Below are 16,343 nucleotides of genomic sequence, written 5' to 3'. Positions count from 1 at the left end.
GTGGAATAGCGATACCCCCTCCAGAATTGAGGTCTTTATGAACGGATTACTGAGCTTCAAACCTACCAACGACGATTGCGACTTCGCGCGTATCGCTAAAAAACAGGATCAGATGTTCCATCGCGTAGCGACGCTGTGTCCGGAACGAGCAGAGATCATCACCGAGTCGTTTAAACGCTCCGAAGGCCAGTCCATCGTGATTCGCCGGGCTTTGGCGTTAGCCGATATTCTGGAGAAAATGACCATCTATATCGAACCGGATATGCTGATTGTCGGCAACCAGGCGAGCGCCAATTTTGCCGCTCCGGTGTTCCCGGAATTCTCCTTTAACTGGGTTATCGATGAACTGGACGAATTTGATAAGCGTTCCGGTGATAGTTTCCGCGTTTCCGAGTCCACTAAGGCCCGTCTGCGCGCCCTGCAGGATTACTGGCAGGGAAAAACCCACCAGGATGAAGTGCTTGCCAACTTGCCGCAAATTAACCGCCTCGCGGAAAAACAGGGCGTGCTGCACCGCGGCGGCATCAGCATGTCCGGCGACGGCCATATCATTCCGAACCACGATTTCGTACTGGAAGTTGGCTATGGCGGTATGCGCGATATCGCCAAACAGCACCTGGAAAATGACGACAACCTGACCGACGAGCAAAAAGATTTCTATCAGGCGGTTATTATTACCATGGAAGCCGCGCTGAAATACTGCAAGCGCTTCTCCGCGCTTGCTAAAACCGAAGCGGCGAGAGTTTCCGATGCCAAACGCCGCGACGAACTGCTGGCGATGAGCGACATGTTCGCCCATCTGATGGAAGGGAAAGCCCGTAGCTTCTATGAAGCCGTGGAAACCGTCTACCTTACCCATTTGCTGATGATGATTGAAAGCAACGGCCACTCTTTCTCCTTTGGCCGCTTCGACCAGTACGTCTGGCCGTATTACGAAGCCGATGTCAAAGCCGGGAAGATCAGCAAAGAGAAAGCGCTGGAGATCCTGACCCACTTCTTCATCATGACTAACAGCCTGAATAAAGTGCGCCCGTGGGGTCATACTCAGTACAGCGGGGGCTATCCGCTTTACTCCAACCTGATGGTTGGCGGCATGAAGCCTGACGGCAGTGACGGCACTAACGATCTTTCCTATCTTTCGCTGGAAGCTATGGCGCTAACCGGCCTGCCGGAACCAAACCTCAGCGTTCGTTTCTCAAAAGATACCCCGCATTCGCTGATGCAGGATTCTGCAAAGCTCATTCGTAAAGGCTTCGGTATGCCGTCGATCTTCTGCGACGAAGTGGTTATCCCTGCCATGATGACGCTGGGCCTGACGGAAGAAGTCGCCCGCGAATACGCTTCAATGGGTTGCGTAGAAACCGCGATCCCAGGCCGCTGGGGGCATCGCGCCACCGGCATGACCTACGTGAACTTTGGCAAAATCCTTGAGCTGGTGATGAACAACGGCTGCGATCCGGCAACCGGCGTGCAGTTAGTTAAAATCAACGGTAAAGAAGGCCGCGAGATAAACTATCAGTCTTATGATGAAGTATGGGCGGCATGGAACCAGCTACTGGAGTTTTACTCCGATCTGGCGGTAGATTGCGATCTGGTCTGCGACCGGGCGCTGAAATATCACGATGCCGATGCCTTTGCCTCCGCCACGATTAACTGTTCACTTGAACGCGGTAAGACGTTGAAAAACGGCGGCGCGGAATATGATTTCGTGAGTTCCTCCAACATCGGCCCTTCCGTAGTCGGCGACAGCCTGGCGGCAGTGAAAAAGCTGGTCTTCGACGATAAGGTCCTGACGCTTCAACAGCTGCGCGACGCCATGGATAGCAACTTTGCAGGTCTGGAAGGCGCGCGCGTGCGCAAACTGTGCCGCAATGCGCCGAAGTTTGGTAACGATATCGACTATGTCGATCATATCGTCGCCGATGTATTCGAGTCCTATCTCAAACTGCTGCCGAAATACAAAACCGATCGCTATGGTAAGGGGCCGAAAGGCTGCGGCTATACCATGTCGACCTCTAATATTACTTCATACGTGCCGAATGGTTTTGACGTCGGCGCCACGCCGGATGGTCGCCTGGCAACACTACCGCTGAACGAAGGCGCCTCTCCGTGCCTCGGCGCGGATAAAGAAGGCCCGACGGCGGTCATTAACTCGGTTGCGAAACTGCCGAACCAGAAAATCGCCGGCGGCCAGTTGCTGAACATGAAGTTCACGCCAAGCGCGCTGGAAGGCGATGATAATCTGGAGAAATTTACCGCCTTTATGGAAGCCAGCCGTGAGAAAAACATCTTCCATAACCAGTTCAACATCATTGATTCCAATATTCTGCGCGCCGCAAAGGCGAATCCGCAGGATTACCCGAATCTGATGGTGCGCGTTGCCGGGTATTGCGCGCTGTTCTCAACGCTGATGCCGGAAGCGCAGGATGCGATTATCGCGCGCACCGAACTGAGCTGGTAAGAGAGGAAACGCGATGAGAACTGGCCTGATTTCCCGAATTCAACGTTATTCCACCAAAGATGGCCCAGGAATACGCAGCACCGTCTTTATGCAACAGTGCAACCTGCGCTGCCAGTGGTGCGCGAATCCGGAAACCATCGGGCCAGGCCACAACGTTTTCTGGTTTAAAGAACGCTGCCGCCAGTGCGGTACCTGCGTACAGGCGGCGAACAACCACGCCATTACCCTTGCTGAACCGGGCAATGGCGTCAATATAGACCGTAGAAATTGCAACAATTTGCTGGATATGGTCGATCTCTGTCCCTACGACGGCTATGAAAAAGTCGCTAAAGAGATGACCTCGCACGAGTTGGCGGAATTACTACTGCGCGACAAAACATTTTACGACTCAAGCGCAGGCGGCGTGACCTTTTCCGGCGGCGAGCCGGCGCTGCAGGCGGAGTTCGTCAAAGAAACAGCGCAAATATTGAAAGCGCAGGGCGTACACGTATGTCTCGATACTGCAGGCAATATCCGCTGGGAAAAGCTGCGCCCGCTGATTGAAACGGTCGATCTGGTCTCTTACGACTTTAAAGCTTTCAACCCCGAGACTCATCTTGCCTGTACCGGCGTAGACAATCGGCGGATCCTCGATAATGCCAAAGCGATCGCCGCTATGGGCAAGCCGATCCTCGCGCGAATGGTGATCGTGCCGACACGTAACGACGATCCTGAGGATATTCGCCAGCGTCTCGACTTTATTCGTAAACTCGGTCCGGCGGTTTTACAGGTTGATATTCTCGAATACCATATTTATGGCATCGGTAAATATCAAAAGCTTGGTATGCCCTATTTTCTGCACAACATCCCGGCATGCCAACGCGAAGTCACGGAACAAATTAAACAATACGCTGAAGATATTGGACTAAAAGCCACCATTGGCGGTTAAGGATTAACATGTTGAACTTTATTATTACCGACACCTACGAAAAAATGAGCGCTCAGGCGGCAGAACATATTGCTCAGGTGCTGAATAAAAAGCCGGATTTAGTGATGGCCTTACCGACTGGCGGAACTCCGGTCGGCCTCCTGGCTGAAATGAGTCGAATGGCGAAAGATGGCGAAGCCGATTTCTCCTGCGCCCTCTCGTTTAATATCGACGAATATATCCCGCTGGCCAAAAACGATCCGCAAAGTTATTATTATTTCCTGCAACAGCACTTCTATCAACATGCCAACATTGCTGACGAAAATACCTTTGTACCGGATATTCTGGCTCCCGACCTGCACGCCGAATGCGTTCGCTACGAACGTCTGATTCAAAGCCATGGCGATTTTGATATTACCGTTCTCGGCATTGGCCACGATGGCCATATTGGTTTCAATGAACCCCATACTACCCATAGCCCGGTATGCCATATCATCGACCTTAACGAAGAGACCATTGCGGCGAATGCCCGCTTCTTCGCCAGCCAGGATGATGTTCCCCGGCAGGCCATCACTTTAGGTATGGGGACCATCTTGCGCAGCAAAAAGATTGTGCTGATTGCTAACGGTCAATCAAAAGCCGAAGTTATCAAGCAGTTGCACCAGTGCACGCGCATCGATCCGCAATTCCCTGCCTCCTTCCTATTGATGCACGCGGACGTCACCATCATTTGCGACCGTGAAGCGGCATCGCTTATCAGCGCCTAAAGGTGAGCATATGATAATCCAGAGCGAAAGAGTGTGGCTGGCCGGTGGTTTTTATCCGGCGCAAATAACCATTGAGGATGGACTTATCAGCGCTATCACTCCCGGGCTTAGCTCCCGCGTGGATAAGGATTACGGGGCACGGCGTATTATTCCCGGCCTTATCGATAGCCATGCGCACGGCGCCTGGGATTACGACACCAACGAAAATGATCCGCAGGGGCTACGCCGTTGGGCCTCACGCCTACCGGAAGAAGGCGTCACCGCCTTTTGCCCAACTACCGTTACCGATGAAAACGCGACGCTACTGGCGGCGCTGGACAATATTTCCCGCGTCATGGACGAAGGATATAGCGGCGCGGAAATTCTGGGCATCCATCTCGAAGGCCCGTTCCTGAGCCAGCTTTATCGCGGGGCGCAGCCGGAAAAACAGATTCGCCCTGCCGATGTCACCCAGTTTCAGGCCTTTGAACAAGCGGCGCGCGACCGTATTATCGCCATTACCCTTGCCCCGGAAGAAGACCATCAGTTTGCGCTGACCCGCTACTGCGCGCAGAAAGGGATTGCGGTCAATATGGGCCACTCGGATGCTTCTTTCGAGCAGGCGCTGGCGGCGGTCGCCAACGGCGCTAAAAATGTCACCCACGTGTATAACGGCATGGCGAAATATGTCAATCGCGAGCCCGGCCTGCTTGGCGCCGCCCTGAATCTTGACGGCCTGTACGGCGAGGTGATTGCCGACGGTATCTTTGTCAGCCTGGTTGCCGCCGCCCACCTTTATCGTAGCAAAAATGATAATGACATCATCATGATAAGCGACTCGATGAAGGCGAAAGGCTGTCCTCCGGGGCGCTATATGTTCGGCGGCGAACCGATGGTGCTTGGCGATGATGGCGCGACCCGGCGGGATAACGGCGTCCTGGTCGGCAGCACGCTACAGCTCAATCGCGGCTTATATAATATGGTCGAAAGAGCAATGGTGCCGTTTAGCGCAGCGTTAAAATCCTGCACCATTAACCCGGCACGGTTATTAGGTTTTGATAGTCGAAAAGGGAAATTACAGCGCGGATACGATGCCGATATTGTTGTACTTGAAGATAATTATCAGGTGAATACAACCTATTGTCGCGGTACGGTAGCCTGGTCAATAAATTAATTAATTCATCTCCATATCATTTAACAATGGCGGTTATTGAAAAATAACCGCTACTTTGTCATTTCTTCTATTTATTAACATCCTAAGTCCTTTTTAATATTTATTAAAATGCGACCTGGCTAACATTAAACACCTCCTGAAATCCTTTAAAACTAATCCACAATAAAAAATAAGCCTAATTAAATTCACTGCCCATCGTTATACAGGTCAGTCGCTTTATTACATGCGGCTTCAGGATTTATTATTTTAAGGGAATTCATATGAATATTTTGGGTTATCTACAAAAAGTCGGCCGGGCATTGATGGTACCCGTCGCCACTTTACCTGCCGCCGCCATTTTAATGGGCATCGGTTACTGGATCGATCCCAACGGCTGGGGCAGTTCTAACGCGCTGGCGGCACTGTGTATTCAGTCCGGTTCAGCCATTATCGATAATATGGGCGTCCTGTTTGCCGTCGGGGTAGCTTACGGCATGTCGAAAGATAAAGACGGCGCCGCCGCGCTGGCCGGGTTTGTCGGCTTTCTGGTATTAACCACGCTCTGTTCGCCAGCAGCTGTCGCCATGATCCAACAGATCCCAATCGAGCAGGTGCCTGCGGCCTTTGCGAAGATTAAAAATCAGTTTATCGGCATCATGGTCGGCATTATTTCGGCTGAACTCTATAATCGCTTTAGCAGCACGGAGTTACCGAAAGCGCTGTCGTTCTTCAGCGGACGTCGTCTGGTGCCGATCCTCACTTCATTTACCATGATTGTCGTGGCGTTTGTCCTGATGTTCATCTGGCCGGTGGTCTTTAGCGGACTAGTTAGCTTCGGTGAACATATACAGAAACTGGGTTCATTAGCCGCGGGGATCTATGCTTTTTTCAACCGCATGCTCATCCCGGTCGGCCTTCATCACGCCCTGAACTCGGTATTCTGGTTCGACGTCGCCGGGATTAACGACATCCCTAATTTCCTCGGCGGCGCGCAGTCCATCGCCTCTGGCAAAGCGGTGGTCGGTATTACCGGTCGTTATCAGGCGGGCTTTTTCCCGGTCATGATGTTCGGTCTGCCGGGCGCGGCGCTGGCCATGTACCAATGCGCCCGCGCGGAAAATAGAGCGAAAGTGATGGGGATTATGATGGCTGGCGCGTTTGCCGCCTTCTTCACCGGCATTACCGAACCGCTGGAATTTTCCTTCATGTTCGTGGCCCCGGCGCTGTACGTCATCCACGCCTTTTTAACCGGCGTTTCCGTCTTCATCGCCGCCAGCATGCACTGGATTGCCGGATTCGGCTTCAGCGCCGGTCTGGTCGATATGGTACTGGCATCACGCAATCCGCTGGCAACCCACTGGTATCTGCTTATCCCCATGGGACTAGTGTACTTCGCGATTTATTATCTGGTTTTCCGCTTCACCATCACCCGCTTCAACCTGCTGACGCCGGGCCGCGAGCTGGCCGTTGCCGGCAGCGCCGCCGACGGCGAAGATGTAAACCTGAGCGCCGCAAAACAGCAGGATATCAGCGCGCTGGCGCGCCAGTACATTGCCGCCATCGGCGGTTCCGATAATCTCACCAATATCGACGCCTGCATCACCCGCCTGCGCCTTGGCGTTAAGGATGCAACGCTGGTCGATGAAGCGCTGGCTCGCCGCCTCGGCGCCAGCGGGGTCATTCGCCTCAACGCCAGCAACGTGCAGATAATCGTTGGCTTCGTGGCGGAAAAAATCGCCACCGCCATGAAAACAGCGGGCCATGTCGATGCCGCGCAGGCCCACAACAGTCCACGCAAGGCAGCGAATGCATTGCGAGTTATCGAGCTCGTCGCACCGGTAAGCGGTGAGCTGATCGCGCTGAAGCACGTCCCAGATGAAGCTTTTGCCAGCGGCGCCGTCGGCGATGGTGTCGCCATCCTGCCGGCCAGCAACATTGTGGTTTCACCCGCGGCGGGTACTCTCATCAAGATTTTCAACACTAATCATGCCTTCTGTCTTGAAACCGAAGATGGCGCTGAGATCGTGGTGCATATGGGGATTGATACCGTTGCGCTGGCGGGTCAGGGCTTTACCCGGCTGGCGGAAGAAGGCGCTACCGTTGTCGCAGGTCAGCCGATTCTCGAAATGGATCTCGTGTACCTCGAAGCTAACGTGCGTTCGATGGTAAGCCCGGTGCTCTGCAGCAATATAGAGGAGTTCGCGCAGCTGGAAATCAAAGCGCAGGGTCAGGTGAAAGCGGGTGAACCGCTGTACCACATCAAGGGATAAAATTAATAGACAATGTGGCCGCGCCCTGCGGCCACATTGAATGATTACTTTGCCGCCGTCGCCGGCCGCTCAACAGATTGCCCCTGAGCGTGGCGCTTTTTAAGGCTGATAATCGCCAGCGCAGCGACAATCAGCACAATGCCGGCGCCTTCCACCAGCCCCGGATTTTCACCCAGCAGCCACCAGGAAAACAGCACGCCGCAGACCGGTACCGCCAGCGTACTCAGGCCGGCGACGCTGGCAGGCAGGTTACGCAGGACATACAGCCACAGGCTCCAGGCCACCGCCGTAGCCAGGATCGCGCTATAGCCAAGCGCCCAAAAAACCCCAGGCTGCCAGTCAATGCTGCGCTGCGGCACCAGCCACGCCACTACGCTCATCACCAGCGCGGCATATAGCATCTGCCAGGCGGTTAATGATAGTAAATCGAGGCGCGGATAGCGCCGATACATGCGTTTAGCGACAATGGCGCTCGCTCCCCAACTGATGCCGGAGAGGATCGCCAGCAGCGCGCTTTTCATCGAGGAGAAATCCAACTGCCACGGCTGCAGCACCAGCAGTAGACCGCACGCCGCCAGTACGATAGCGGCATACTGCAGCCGCCGCATGCGCTCGCCTAAAAACAGCGCCGCCATGATCACCACCCAGAATGGCATGGTGTAGCTGAGAATAGCGACTTTACCGGCGCCGCCGCTCATCAGCGCCCACTGCGCCAGGCCGACCATGCCGCAGGTTTGCAGCAGCGCAATCGCCAGGGTATAGCCAAACGGCGTCGGCCGCATGCCGCGCCCGCGCAGCGCCAGCACCGCCATCAGCACAATCGCGCCGAAGATGCAGCGCAGTGCGGTAAAATCGAAGGCTCCGATATAGAGCGTTACCTGCTTCATCGCAATCCAGCTGTAGCTCCAGATAAGCGTCAGCAGGACGAGGCCGCAACCGGCCAGGAGATTGCTGTTCCTTGCAACCGTCATAACTTCTCCACCGTCATTATTTTTGCGGGCACTATACTCGCTTTGGCGGCAGGTTGCTTAAAGGCAGAGCGCACTTTTCGTGCTAAAAAAGAGGGCGGCGAATTGCAGTTCGCCGCCCCGGGAAGGATGAAACAAGAGGTAAAGCAGGAGATTACGCCGGACGCACGCCCAGAGTATGGCAAATGGCATAGCTCATTTCGGCGCGATTCAGGGTGTAGAAGTGGAAATCTTTCACTCCTTCGCGGCTTAAAATTTTCACCATGTCCATGGCGATATTCGCCCCTACCAGCTGGCGCGTTTCGGCATCGTTATCCAGTCCTTCGAACATTTTCGACATCCAGGTCGGAATACGCACGTTCGTCATATCGGCAAATTTCTTCGCCTGCTTGAAGTTAGAGACCGGCAGAATGCCCGGAATAATTTCCACGTCGATACCGGCGGAGACGCAGCGGTCACGGAAACGCAGGTAGCTTTCGACATCAAAAAAGAACTGAGTGATCGCGCGATTAGCGCCGGCTTCTACTTTACGTTTCAGGTTTAACAGATCGGCCTGCGCGCTTTTGGCTTCCGGATGGACTTCCGGATAGGCAGCGACGGAAATGTCGAAGTCACCCACTTCTTTCAGCAGCGTGACCAGATCGGCGGCGTACATCTCCGGCTTGCCGCTACCCGGCGGCAGGTCGCCGCGCAGCGCGACGATATGGCGAATACCGTTGTTCCAGTAATCCTGGGCAATCGCGCGCAGTTCATCGCGGCTGGCGTCGATACAGGTCAGGTGCGGCGCCGCTTCCAGACCGGTGCGGTCTTTAATGCCTTTAATAATGCTGTGGGTGCGGTCGCGCTCGCCGGAGTTTGCCCCGTAGGTGACGGAAACAAACTTTGGCTTCAGGCTGCTTAAGCGATCGATGGATTTCCACAGGGTTTGCTCCATTTCACTGGTACGCGGCGGAAAGAATTCAAAGGACACATTAATCTGGCCCTGGACTTCCGCCAGGCTCTGATTCAGGGCTTCCCGCTGATTGGCGTGAAAAAAGCTCATACCTTACCTCATCAATCGCATTATATTTATCAGTCGTGTTGCGAACTTCTATACGTTTAGACGTCCAGATGTAAAAATGACGGAAAAGCGGGCGGGCGTCAATAGAAAAATCTGCGTAAACAGTGAGGAATTTTCAGTCAAAGTGAAAAAAGTTCATCTGGCGTCAGGCCAGGCGCGCCCTGGCGTTGTTTTCAGATTTTGTCCACAACGTAATTTGAAGTAGTTCAAAAAATCGCACATCTCCCCCCTTGGCACGCCGATTACTATTGCAGCAACGTCAACCTTGATCCACATTAAGTAGAACGTTCTAGTAGAACGTTCTACTTAACATATCATCGCCAATAATATCTATTCGGGGTAATCAGCATGAGTCTGTGGTCAGGGTTCATAAAATCATTATCAAAACTGTCGATGATCGGCCGCGCCTTAATGCTGCCGATTTCGCTCCTCCCGGCCGCCGGCTTGCTGTTGGCCTTCGGGGACAAATTCCATTTACCGCTGATGATGAATGCCGGCGGTATTATTTTCGATAACCTACCGATGCTCTTCGCTATCGGCTCCGCGGTCGGCCTGGCGTCAGAATCCGGTATCGCCGCGCTATCGGCGGCGGTCTCCGTTTTCGTCACCAACATCACCATCGGTACCGTGCTCGGTATCACGCCGGAAATGGCCGCACAGGGCGGGAAATACGCGATGGTGGTCGGCATCCCGACGTTACAGATGGGGGTATTCGGCGGGCTAATCTGCGGGATCCTCGCCGCCTGGTGTTATAACTGCTTCCATACGTTGCAATTACCGGAATTCCTCGGCTTCTTCTCCGGTAAGCGCTTTGTGGCGATCGCCACCGCCTTCTTGTCGTTCATCCTCGGCCTGCTGCTACCTTATGTCTGGCAGCATATCCAGGCCGGTATTGATTCCCTGTCGATGGTGATTAACGGCGATAACCAGGCCGCCTCAACCTTTATTTTCGGCCTCGTTGAACGCGCGCTGATCCCGCTTGGCCTGCACCACATCTGGTACCCTTCCTTCTGGTACTCCTTCGGCGATTACACTACCCAGGCAGGCCAGATGATCCACGGCGACCAGACCATCTGGTTTAAGATGCTGGAAGAAGGGGTGAAATCCTTTAGCACCGACAGTTATCAAAACGCCGGCAAATTTATGCAGGGTGAATTCCCGCTGATGCTGTTCGCTCTGCCGGCCGCCTGTCTGGCGATGTATCACGAAGCGCATACTAAAAATAAAAAAATCGCGGCCGGTATTCTGTTCTCCGCCGCGCTGACCTGCTTCCTGACCGGCATCACCGAACCCGTCGAATTCACCTTTATCTTCGTGGCGCCGATTCTGTACGTCTTTAACGCCATTATGGCGGGGCTCTCGTACATGACCATGTACCTGCTGCACGCGCATATCGCCAAGTCGTTCTCCGCCGGGCTTATCGACTATATCTCCTTCGGTATTTTGCCTTCCATGAACGGCTATCAGACAAACTTCCTCAGCGCGGTGATTGTTGGCGTGCCGATGGCGCTGATTTATTATTCCACCTTCCGTTTCGTGATCCGCCGCTTCGATGTGAAAACACCGGGACGTACCGATATCACCGTAACGGCCAATGATAAAACCGACACCGAACTGGCAACCGAAATAGTCAGCCTGCTCGGCGGTTCGCAGAATATCGACTCGGTTGGCGCCTGCATCACCCGCTTGCGTCTGGAGGTTGCCGAACGCGATGCGGTAGATAAAGACGGCCTCAACAGTATCGGCGCGCGCGGCGTAGTCTTCGTCGGTGATAACGGTATCCAGATAATTTTTGGCGCCAGGGCGCAATTTATCGCCCAAACCATGTCGGGGATGATTGGCAAATAAGCAGAAGATGTTATGGTGTGGAAGATCGCTTGTCCCGGAGAAGCGATCTTCTGCTATCTGACTGTCATACAACAGTTTTCATGGAGCGATTTTGAAGAAAGTCAGCATTATAGATGTGGCGAAACTGGCCGGAGTTTCCGTTTCTACGGTCTCGCTGGTATTACGTCAAAAAGGGAAGATTTCCGACGCCACCATCGAAAAAGTCAATGCTGCCATCCAGGAGCTCGGCTATGTGCATAACGTCGCCGCCGCCAACCTTCGCGCCAACACCACCAATCTGATCGGCCTGATTCTTCGCGATTTCAACGACAGTTTTTCCATCAAAGTGATGGCCAATATCGTTCAGGAACTGGAGAAACAGGGCTACATGGTTTTTCTCGGTCAGCCGCTTAACGATAGCGACTATCTGGATCGCTGCCTGCTGTCATTTAAACAACAAGGCGTCGCCGGCGTGATTTATCTTGATGCTGATACCACCAGCAATACGCTGCCAGCAGCGCTGCTGCGTTGCCCGCTACCGCTAGTGGCCGTCTCGCAAACGCCGTTAATCGACAACCGCGATCGCGTGGTCCGCGATAACCGTCAGGCCGCGAGCATCGCCGCGCGTTATCTGATCGAGCGCGGCCATCGCTACATTGCCTATATCGGCGGTCAGGAAAACGATCTCATCCGCCAGCAGCGATTGCTCGGCTTTTACAGCACGCTGGAGAAAAACGGCATGGCGGTGCGCGAAGAGTTTGCGCCTGCCTGTCACGACAACACGCAGGCCGCGAGTATCGCCACCCGTCAGCTACTGGAACAGAACAACGCTATTACCGCGCTGCTGTGCCATTCGCCGGACGCGATGATTGGCTGTCTCAACGGTATTCATCAGGTGGGGCGGACGGTAGGTAAAGATGTTTTTCTTACCCAGCAGGTGGCGCTGGTGGGTTTCGAAGATATGATGCATGTGAATTTGACCTCGCCGTCCTTTACCTATGTCTCCTCCGCCAGCGAAGAGACCGGCCGTCAGGCCGCCGCGTTAATTATCCGCAAGATCAAAGAACCCACGCTGCCGACGCAGCATATCACCCTCTCCGGGCAGCTCGTCGCGCGGGAATCCGCATAATGAAGGCCGGCCCAGCGGGCCGGCTTGAGAGATTACAGCAGTTGCGCCAGACGGTTAATATCTGACTGAATCGCCCCGGCGGTAACATCGCGACCCGCGCCTGGCCCACGAATCACCATTGGGTTATCGCGATACCAGCGACTCTCGATAGCGAAGACGTTATCGCACGGCAGCAGCGCCGCCAGCGGATGTTCCTGACGCACCGCTTCGACCCCGACGCGTGCTTTACCGTTGGCATCAAAACGCGCCACGTAACGCAACACCAGCCCCATTTCACGGGCGGCTTCAAGGCGCTGCAGCATCTGTTCGTTCAGCTCTTCGCCGTTCTCAAAGAAGTGGTCAACCGAGCCCTCTTCGCAATGCGCCGGAACCAGCGATTCCACGCGCACCTGATCCGGCTCGATATTGTAACCAGCTTCGCGCGCCAGGATCACCAGCTTGCGCATCACGTCTTTACCTGACAGGTCAACGCGCGGGTCCGGTTCGGTCAGCCCTTGCTGCCAGGCCTGATCCACCAGTTCGGTAAATGGCACCGTGCCGTCAAACTGCAGGAACAGCCAGGAGAGCGTACCGGAGAAGATACCGCTCAGCCCCAGGATGGTATCGCCGCTATCGATGAGATCGCGCACCGTATGGTTAACCGGCAAGCCTGCGCCGACGGTGGCGTTATACAGCCAGTGACGGCCGGTTTTTTCGAAGGCGTCGTGGATCTGGCGATATTTATCGCTGCTGCTGGCGCCCGCCAGCTTATTGGCGCTGATCACGTGGAAGCCGTGGCTGGCGAAATCCAGATACTGATCGGCCAGCTGTTCGCTGGCGGTCACGTCCAGCACCACTAAATCATCATAAGGGTGCGCGCGCATCCACAGGAATAGCGACTCTTCATCCTGCTCAACCGCTTCATCTTCAAAGAATGCCAATGCGCGACTGGCATCCAGGCCTTCATAGTTCAGCAGGCTACGGCGGCTATCCACCACCCCGGCCAGCAGGAATTCAAAGCCGGTACGGGCGGAAAGCGTGCTCTGCTCGCGCGCGAACAACTCCAGCCAGCGGGAACCGATATTGCCTTTGCCGAACAGCACCAGACCGATGCGTTTTTCAGCACGGAACACGGAATGATGCAGCCCCTGAATCAGGCTCTCGGTTGGGCCGGCGCGCAGTACCGCCACCAGGCTGATACCCTCTTCCGATTGCCAGGTAAACTCTACCGGCTGCCCTTTCAATTGCTGCCAGAAACGGTGGCAGTGCAATGGATTGCGGGTCACGCCCGCGCCGACCATCGCGACCAGCGCCAGCTTCTGGCGCAGACGCAGCTCGCCCGGCAGGCCCGCCTCGTCCAGCAGCTTCAGCGCGCTATCGGCCACCTCAGAGGTGTAACAGAACTGCAGCAGCTTACGGTCGGCATGCACGCCCACCGCCAGCGGGCGCAGCTGCGCGCGTTTGAAAATCTGATCCAGCTCTTTATGCGCCAGCTTGAAATCCTGCCCGGCAGGCACCTGGAATTCAATCAGGCAGACGTCGTCGTGACTGGTGACAATACGCGCGCCGGTGCCGGATGCCAGCACGCGCTCAATGCGCGTCGAACCCTGGTCGGGGGTGTAGCTGCAGCGCAGCTGTAAATCGATATCGCTGCCGGAAACCGGCTGTAGCGTACGCGCGTGCAGTACCGGCGCCGCCAGGCGAGCCAGCTCGCTGGCTTCATCAAGACGCAGCAGCGGCAGCAGGCATGCATCTTTCACTTTACGCGGGTCGGCGCTGTAAACCCCGGCCACATCGCTCCAGATGGTGACGCGGGAGACCCCAGCCAGCGCGCCAATTTGGGTGGCGGAGTAGTCGGAACCGTTACGGCCCAGCAGTACGGTTTCCCCGGCATTGTTACGAGCGATAAAGCCGGTCACCACCAGCCGTTTGTTGGGGTGCTGCGCCATCAACTGTTGTAACAACGGGTAGGACAAGCCTTCATCAACCTGCGGCTGCGCGGCACGTTCCGCGCGCAGGAAAGCGCGCGCGTCCAGCCAGGCGGCTTCAACGCCAAGGTGGTTCAGTACCGCCGCCATCAGGCGCGCGGACCACACTTCGCCATGGCCGACAACTTCGGCATATACCGCATCGGTGACGCCGCTATCCAGCAGACCCGCCAGACGTTCAAGATCGTGAATAAACGTCGCGATCAGCGCGTCAGCGGCGTCCGCCGGCAACAGGCCGGCGATCAGATCCATTTGATAGCGACGCAGCGCTTGTTGCACCTGATGCGCAGAAAGACGATCGGTCTGGCTTAGCTGCAGCCAGCTAATCAGCTGGTTGGTGGTGCTACCGGCGGCTGAGACGACCATCATATCGCCTGCCTGCGCATAGTCCGTCATGATCCCGGCGACGCGCAGGTAACATTTCGCATCCGCTAAACTACTCCCACCAAATTTGTGCAGCTGACGACCCTTCGCCCCTGCCTGCGCAATCACACTCATCTTTATTCCTCGTTTGCTGCCCGGAAGCCATTTTCCAGGTCGGCAATTAAATCTTCACCATCTTCAATACCGGTCGAAATACGCAGGAGCGTTTCCGAGATCCCTGCCGCCGCACGCGCTTCCGGCGCCATGCCCGCATGCGTCATCGTCGCCGCATGGGAAATCAGGCTCTCAACGCCCCCCAACGATTCCGCCAGCGTAAAGAGCGATAAACCGCTCAAGAAGCGACGCAGCGTCTGCTCATCGCCATCGAGCTCGAAGCTTAGCATCGCTCCAAAACCTTTTTGCTGACGCGCTGCAATCTCGTGCCCCTGATTCTCCGGCAGGGACGGATGATACAGCTTTTTCACCAGCGGCTGGGTTTTCAGATAGTCGACTATCGCCTGCGCGTTGCGCTGCGCCACTTCCATTCGTGGAGAAAGGGTACGCAAACCACGCAATAACAGATAGCTATCAAACGCCCCGCCGGTGACGCCGATATTATTCGCCCACCATGCCAGTTCGGTGACAGTCTCAGGATCTTTGGCAATCACCACCCCGGCGACCACGTCAGAGTGGCCGTTGAGATATTTGGTGCACGAATGCAACACCAGATCGGCGCCCAGCGCCAGCGGATTTTGCAACGCTGGGCTCAGGAAGGTGTTATCCACCACGCTCACTGCGCCGGCTTCACGCGCCAGCCCGCAGATTTTCGCAATATCGACCACCCGCAGCAATGGGTTGCTCGGGCTTTCGACCAGCACCAGCTTCGGTTGTTCCGCTAATGCTTCACGTAATGCCTGCTCATCGCTTTGATCGACAAAGCGCACGCGATAGCAGCCGCGTTTCGCCAGGCTGTCAAACAGACGATAGCTGCCGCCATAACAGTCGTGCGGCGCCACCAGCAGATCGCCCGGTTTCAGGAACACCGTGGTCACCAGCAGGATAGCCGACATTCCGGTATTGGTCAGTACCGCGCCCGCGCCGCCTTCCAGTTCCGCCAGCGCGCGCTGTACGACATCGCGAGTCGGGTTGCCGCGACGGGAATAATCGTGGGCGCGAGGTTCATTGAAACCGGTGAAATTATAGGTGCTGGAGAGGTGAATCGGCGGGACAACGCAACCGTACTGTTCGTCGTCATTTAAACCGCTACGCACTGCAATGGTGGCCTGTTTACGCGTCATGTTTGGACAGTTCCTGGGCTGTTCGGTGAGAAGTCAGGCCTCAGAGTAATCATTGTCACAATAGACGTCAATACATCTGGACATCTAAACTTCTTTGCGTATAGATTGAGCAAAAGACAAATAGCCGTTAAAATTATATGCATTAGCGCACGTCGGCGGCGGCTTATCTCATGTCGGAAAGCGCGCTCATACGG

General features: G+C 55.3%; 11 protein-coding genes. 7 read left to right on the top strand and 4 right to left on the bottom strand.

What is annotated here, in order from left to right:
- Window positions 1-37: 37 nt before the first annotated feature.
- From PGR29_RS23705 to nagE, 5 genes are all read left to right on the top strand, one after another.
- Entirely contained in the window at window positions 38-2,461 is a 2,424-nt protein-coding gene (locus PGR29_RS23705; RefSeq protein ID WP_316425474.1) for a glycyl radical protein, read from the top strand.
- A gap of 13 nt (window positions 2,462-2,474) precedes the next feature.
- Window positions 2,475-3,389, top strand: a complete 915-nt coding sequence (locus tag PGR29_RS23700; RefSeq protein WP_316425473.1) for a glycyl-radical enzyme activating protein — start codon at window positions 2,475-2,477, stop codon at window positions 3,387-3,389.
- Window positions 3,390-3,397: 8 nt separating this feature from the next.
- Window positions 3,398-4,135 carry a glucosamine-6-phosphate deaminase gene (gene nagB / locus PGR29_RS23695; RefSeq protein ID WP_316425471.1) on the top strand — a complete coding sequence of 246 codons (738 nt, stop codon included), beginning with the start codon at window positions 3,398-3,400 and terminating at the stop codon, window positions 4,133-4,135.
- Window positions 4,136-4,145: 10 nt separating this feature from the next.
- Window positions 4,146-5,288 carry an N-acetylglucosamine-6-phosphate deacetylase gene (gene nagA, locus PGR29_RS23690; protein ID WP_316425470.1) on the top strand — a complete coding sequence of 381 codons (1,143 nt, stop codon included), beginning with the start codon at window positions 4,146-4,148 and terminating at the stop codon, window positions 5,286-5,288.
- Window positions 5,289-5,548: 260 nt separating this feature from the next.
- Window positions 5,549-7,537 (top strand): N-acetylglucosamine-specific PTS transporter subunit IIBC, encoded by a 1,989-nt coding sequence (gene nagE, locus PGR29_RS23685; RefSeq protein WP_316425468.1) that lies wholly within the window; start codon window positions 5,549-5,551, stop codon window positions 7,535-7,537.
- 44 nt (window positions 7,538-7,581) lie between these two features.
- Here the strand turns inward: nagE and PGR29_RS23680 are convergent, their stop codons facing one another.
- Both PGR29_RS23680 and metF read right to left on the bottom strand, forming a co-directional pair.
- The gene (locus tag PGR29_RS23680; protein ID WP_113374904.1) at window positions 7,582-8,508 is read right to left on the bottom strand and encodes a DMT family transporter; all 927 of its coding nucleotides are present in this window, start codon (window positions 8,506-8,508) and stop codon (window positions 7,582-7,584) included.
- 151 nt (window positions 8,509-8,659) lie between these two features.
- Window positions 8,660-9,547 carry a methylenetetrahydrofolate reductase gene (metF, locus tag PGR29_RS23675; protein WP_087858732.1) on the bottom strand — a complete coding sequence of 296 codons (888 nt, stop codon included), beginning with the start codon at window positions 9,545-9,547 and terminating at the stop codon, window positions 8,660-8,662.
- Between the two features lie 366 nt (window positions 9,548-9,913).
- Here metF and PGR29_RS23670 point away from each other — a divergent pair, with 366 nt between their 5' ends.
- Together PGR29_RS23670 and malI are read left to right on the top strand one after the other, a co-directional pair.
- A complete protein-coding gene (locus tag PGR29_RS23670; protein WP_316425467.1) occupies window positions 9,914-11,413 on the top strand; it encodes a PTS transporter subunit EIIC in 1,500 nt (499 codons plus the stop codon).
- A 91-nt stretch (window positions 11,414-11,504) separates the two neighbouring features.
- Window positions 11,505-12,521, top strand: a complete 1,017-nt coding sequence (gene malI, locus PGR29_RS23665; RefSeq protein ID WP_113374903.1) for a Mal regulon transcriptional regulator MalI — start codon at window positions 11,505-11,507, stop codon at window positions 12,519-12,521.
- Window positions 12,522-12,553: 32 nt separating this feature from the next.
- On the opposite strand, the gene PGR29_RS23660 is transcribed toward malI, so the two are convergent.
- Both PGR29_RS23660 and metB read right to left on the bottom strand, forming a co-directional pair.
- On the bottom strand, window positions 12,554-14,986 hold the full coding sequence (locus PGR29_RS23660; RefSeq protein WP_045395300.1) for a bifunctional aspartate kinase/homoserine dehydrogenase II: 2,433 nt from the start codon (window positions 14,984-14,986) through the stop codon (window positions 12,554-12,556).
- A 2-nt stretch (window positions 14,987-14,988) separates the two neighbouring features.
- Window positions 14,989-16,149, bottom strand: coding sequence for a cystathionine gamma-synthase (metB, locus tag PGR29_RS23655; protein ID WP_015368924.1), 1,161 nt, complete (start codon window positions 16,147-16,149; stop codon window positions 14,989-14,991).
- Between the last annotated feature and the right edge of the window lie 194 nt (window positions 16,150-16,343).

This window comes from Klebsiella sp. 141203 (assembly GCF_032601985.1).
GTDB lineage: Bacteria > Pseudomonadota > Gammaproteobacteria > Enterobacterales > Enterobacteriaceae > Klebsiella > Klebsiella aerogenes.
Note: the sequence above shows the minus strand (reverse complement) of the source record. Positions and strands in the feature narration are given on the sequence as shown.

Bases quoted from the DNA above. Each gene is read 5' to 3' on its own strand.
- PGR29_RS23700 (WP_316425473.1), top strand. From the start codon at position 2,475: ATGAGAACTGGCCTGATTTCCCGAATTCAACGTTATTCCACCAAAGAT.
- metB (WP_015368924.1), bottom strand. From the start codon at position 16,149: ATGACGCGTAAACAGGCCACCATTGCAGTGCGTAGCGGTTTAAATGAC.
- nagA (WP_316425470.1), top strand. From the start codon at position 4,146: ATGATAATCCAGAGCGAAAGAGTGTGGCTGGCCGGTGGTTTTTATCCG.
- nagE (WP_316425468.1), top strand. From the start codon at position 5,549: ATGAATATTTTGGGTTATCTACAAAAAGTCGGCCGGGCATTGATGGTA.
- PGR29_RS23660 (WP_045395300.1), bottom strand. From the start codon at position 14,986: ATGAGTGTGATTGCGCAGGCAGGGGCGAAGGGTCGTCAGCTGCACAAA.
- PGR29_RS23680 (WP_113374904.1), bottom strand. From the start codon at position 8,508: ATGACGGTTGCAAGGAACAGCAATCTCCTGGCCGGTTGCGGCCTCGTC.
- metF (WP_087858732.1), bottom strand. From the start codon at position 9,547: ATGAGCTTTTTTCACGCCAATCAGCGGGAAGCCCTGAATCAGAGCCTG.
- nagB (WP_316425471.1), top strand. From the start codon at position 3,398: ATGTTGAACTTTATTATTACCGACACCTACGAAAAAATGAGCGCTCAG.
- PGR29_RS23705 (WP_316425474.1), top strand. From the start codon at position 38: ATGAACGGATTACTGAGCTTCAAACCTACCAACGACGATTGCGACTTC.
- PGR29_RS23670 (WP_316425467.1), top strand. From the start codon at position 9,914: ATGAGTCTGTGGTCAGGGTTCATAAAATCATTATCAAAACTGTCGATG.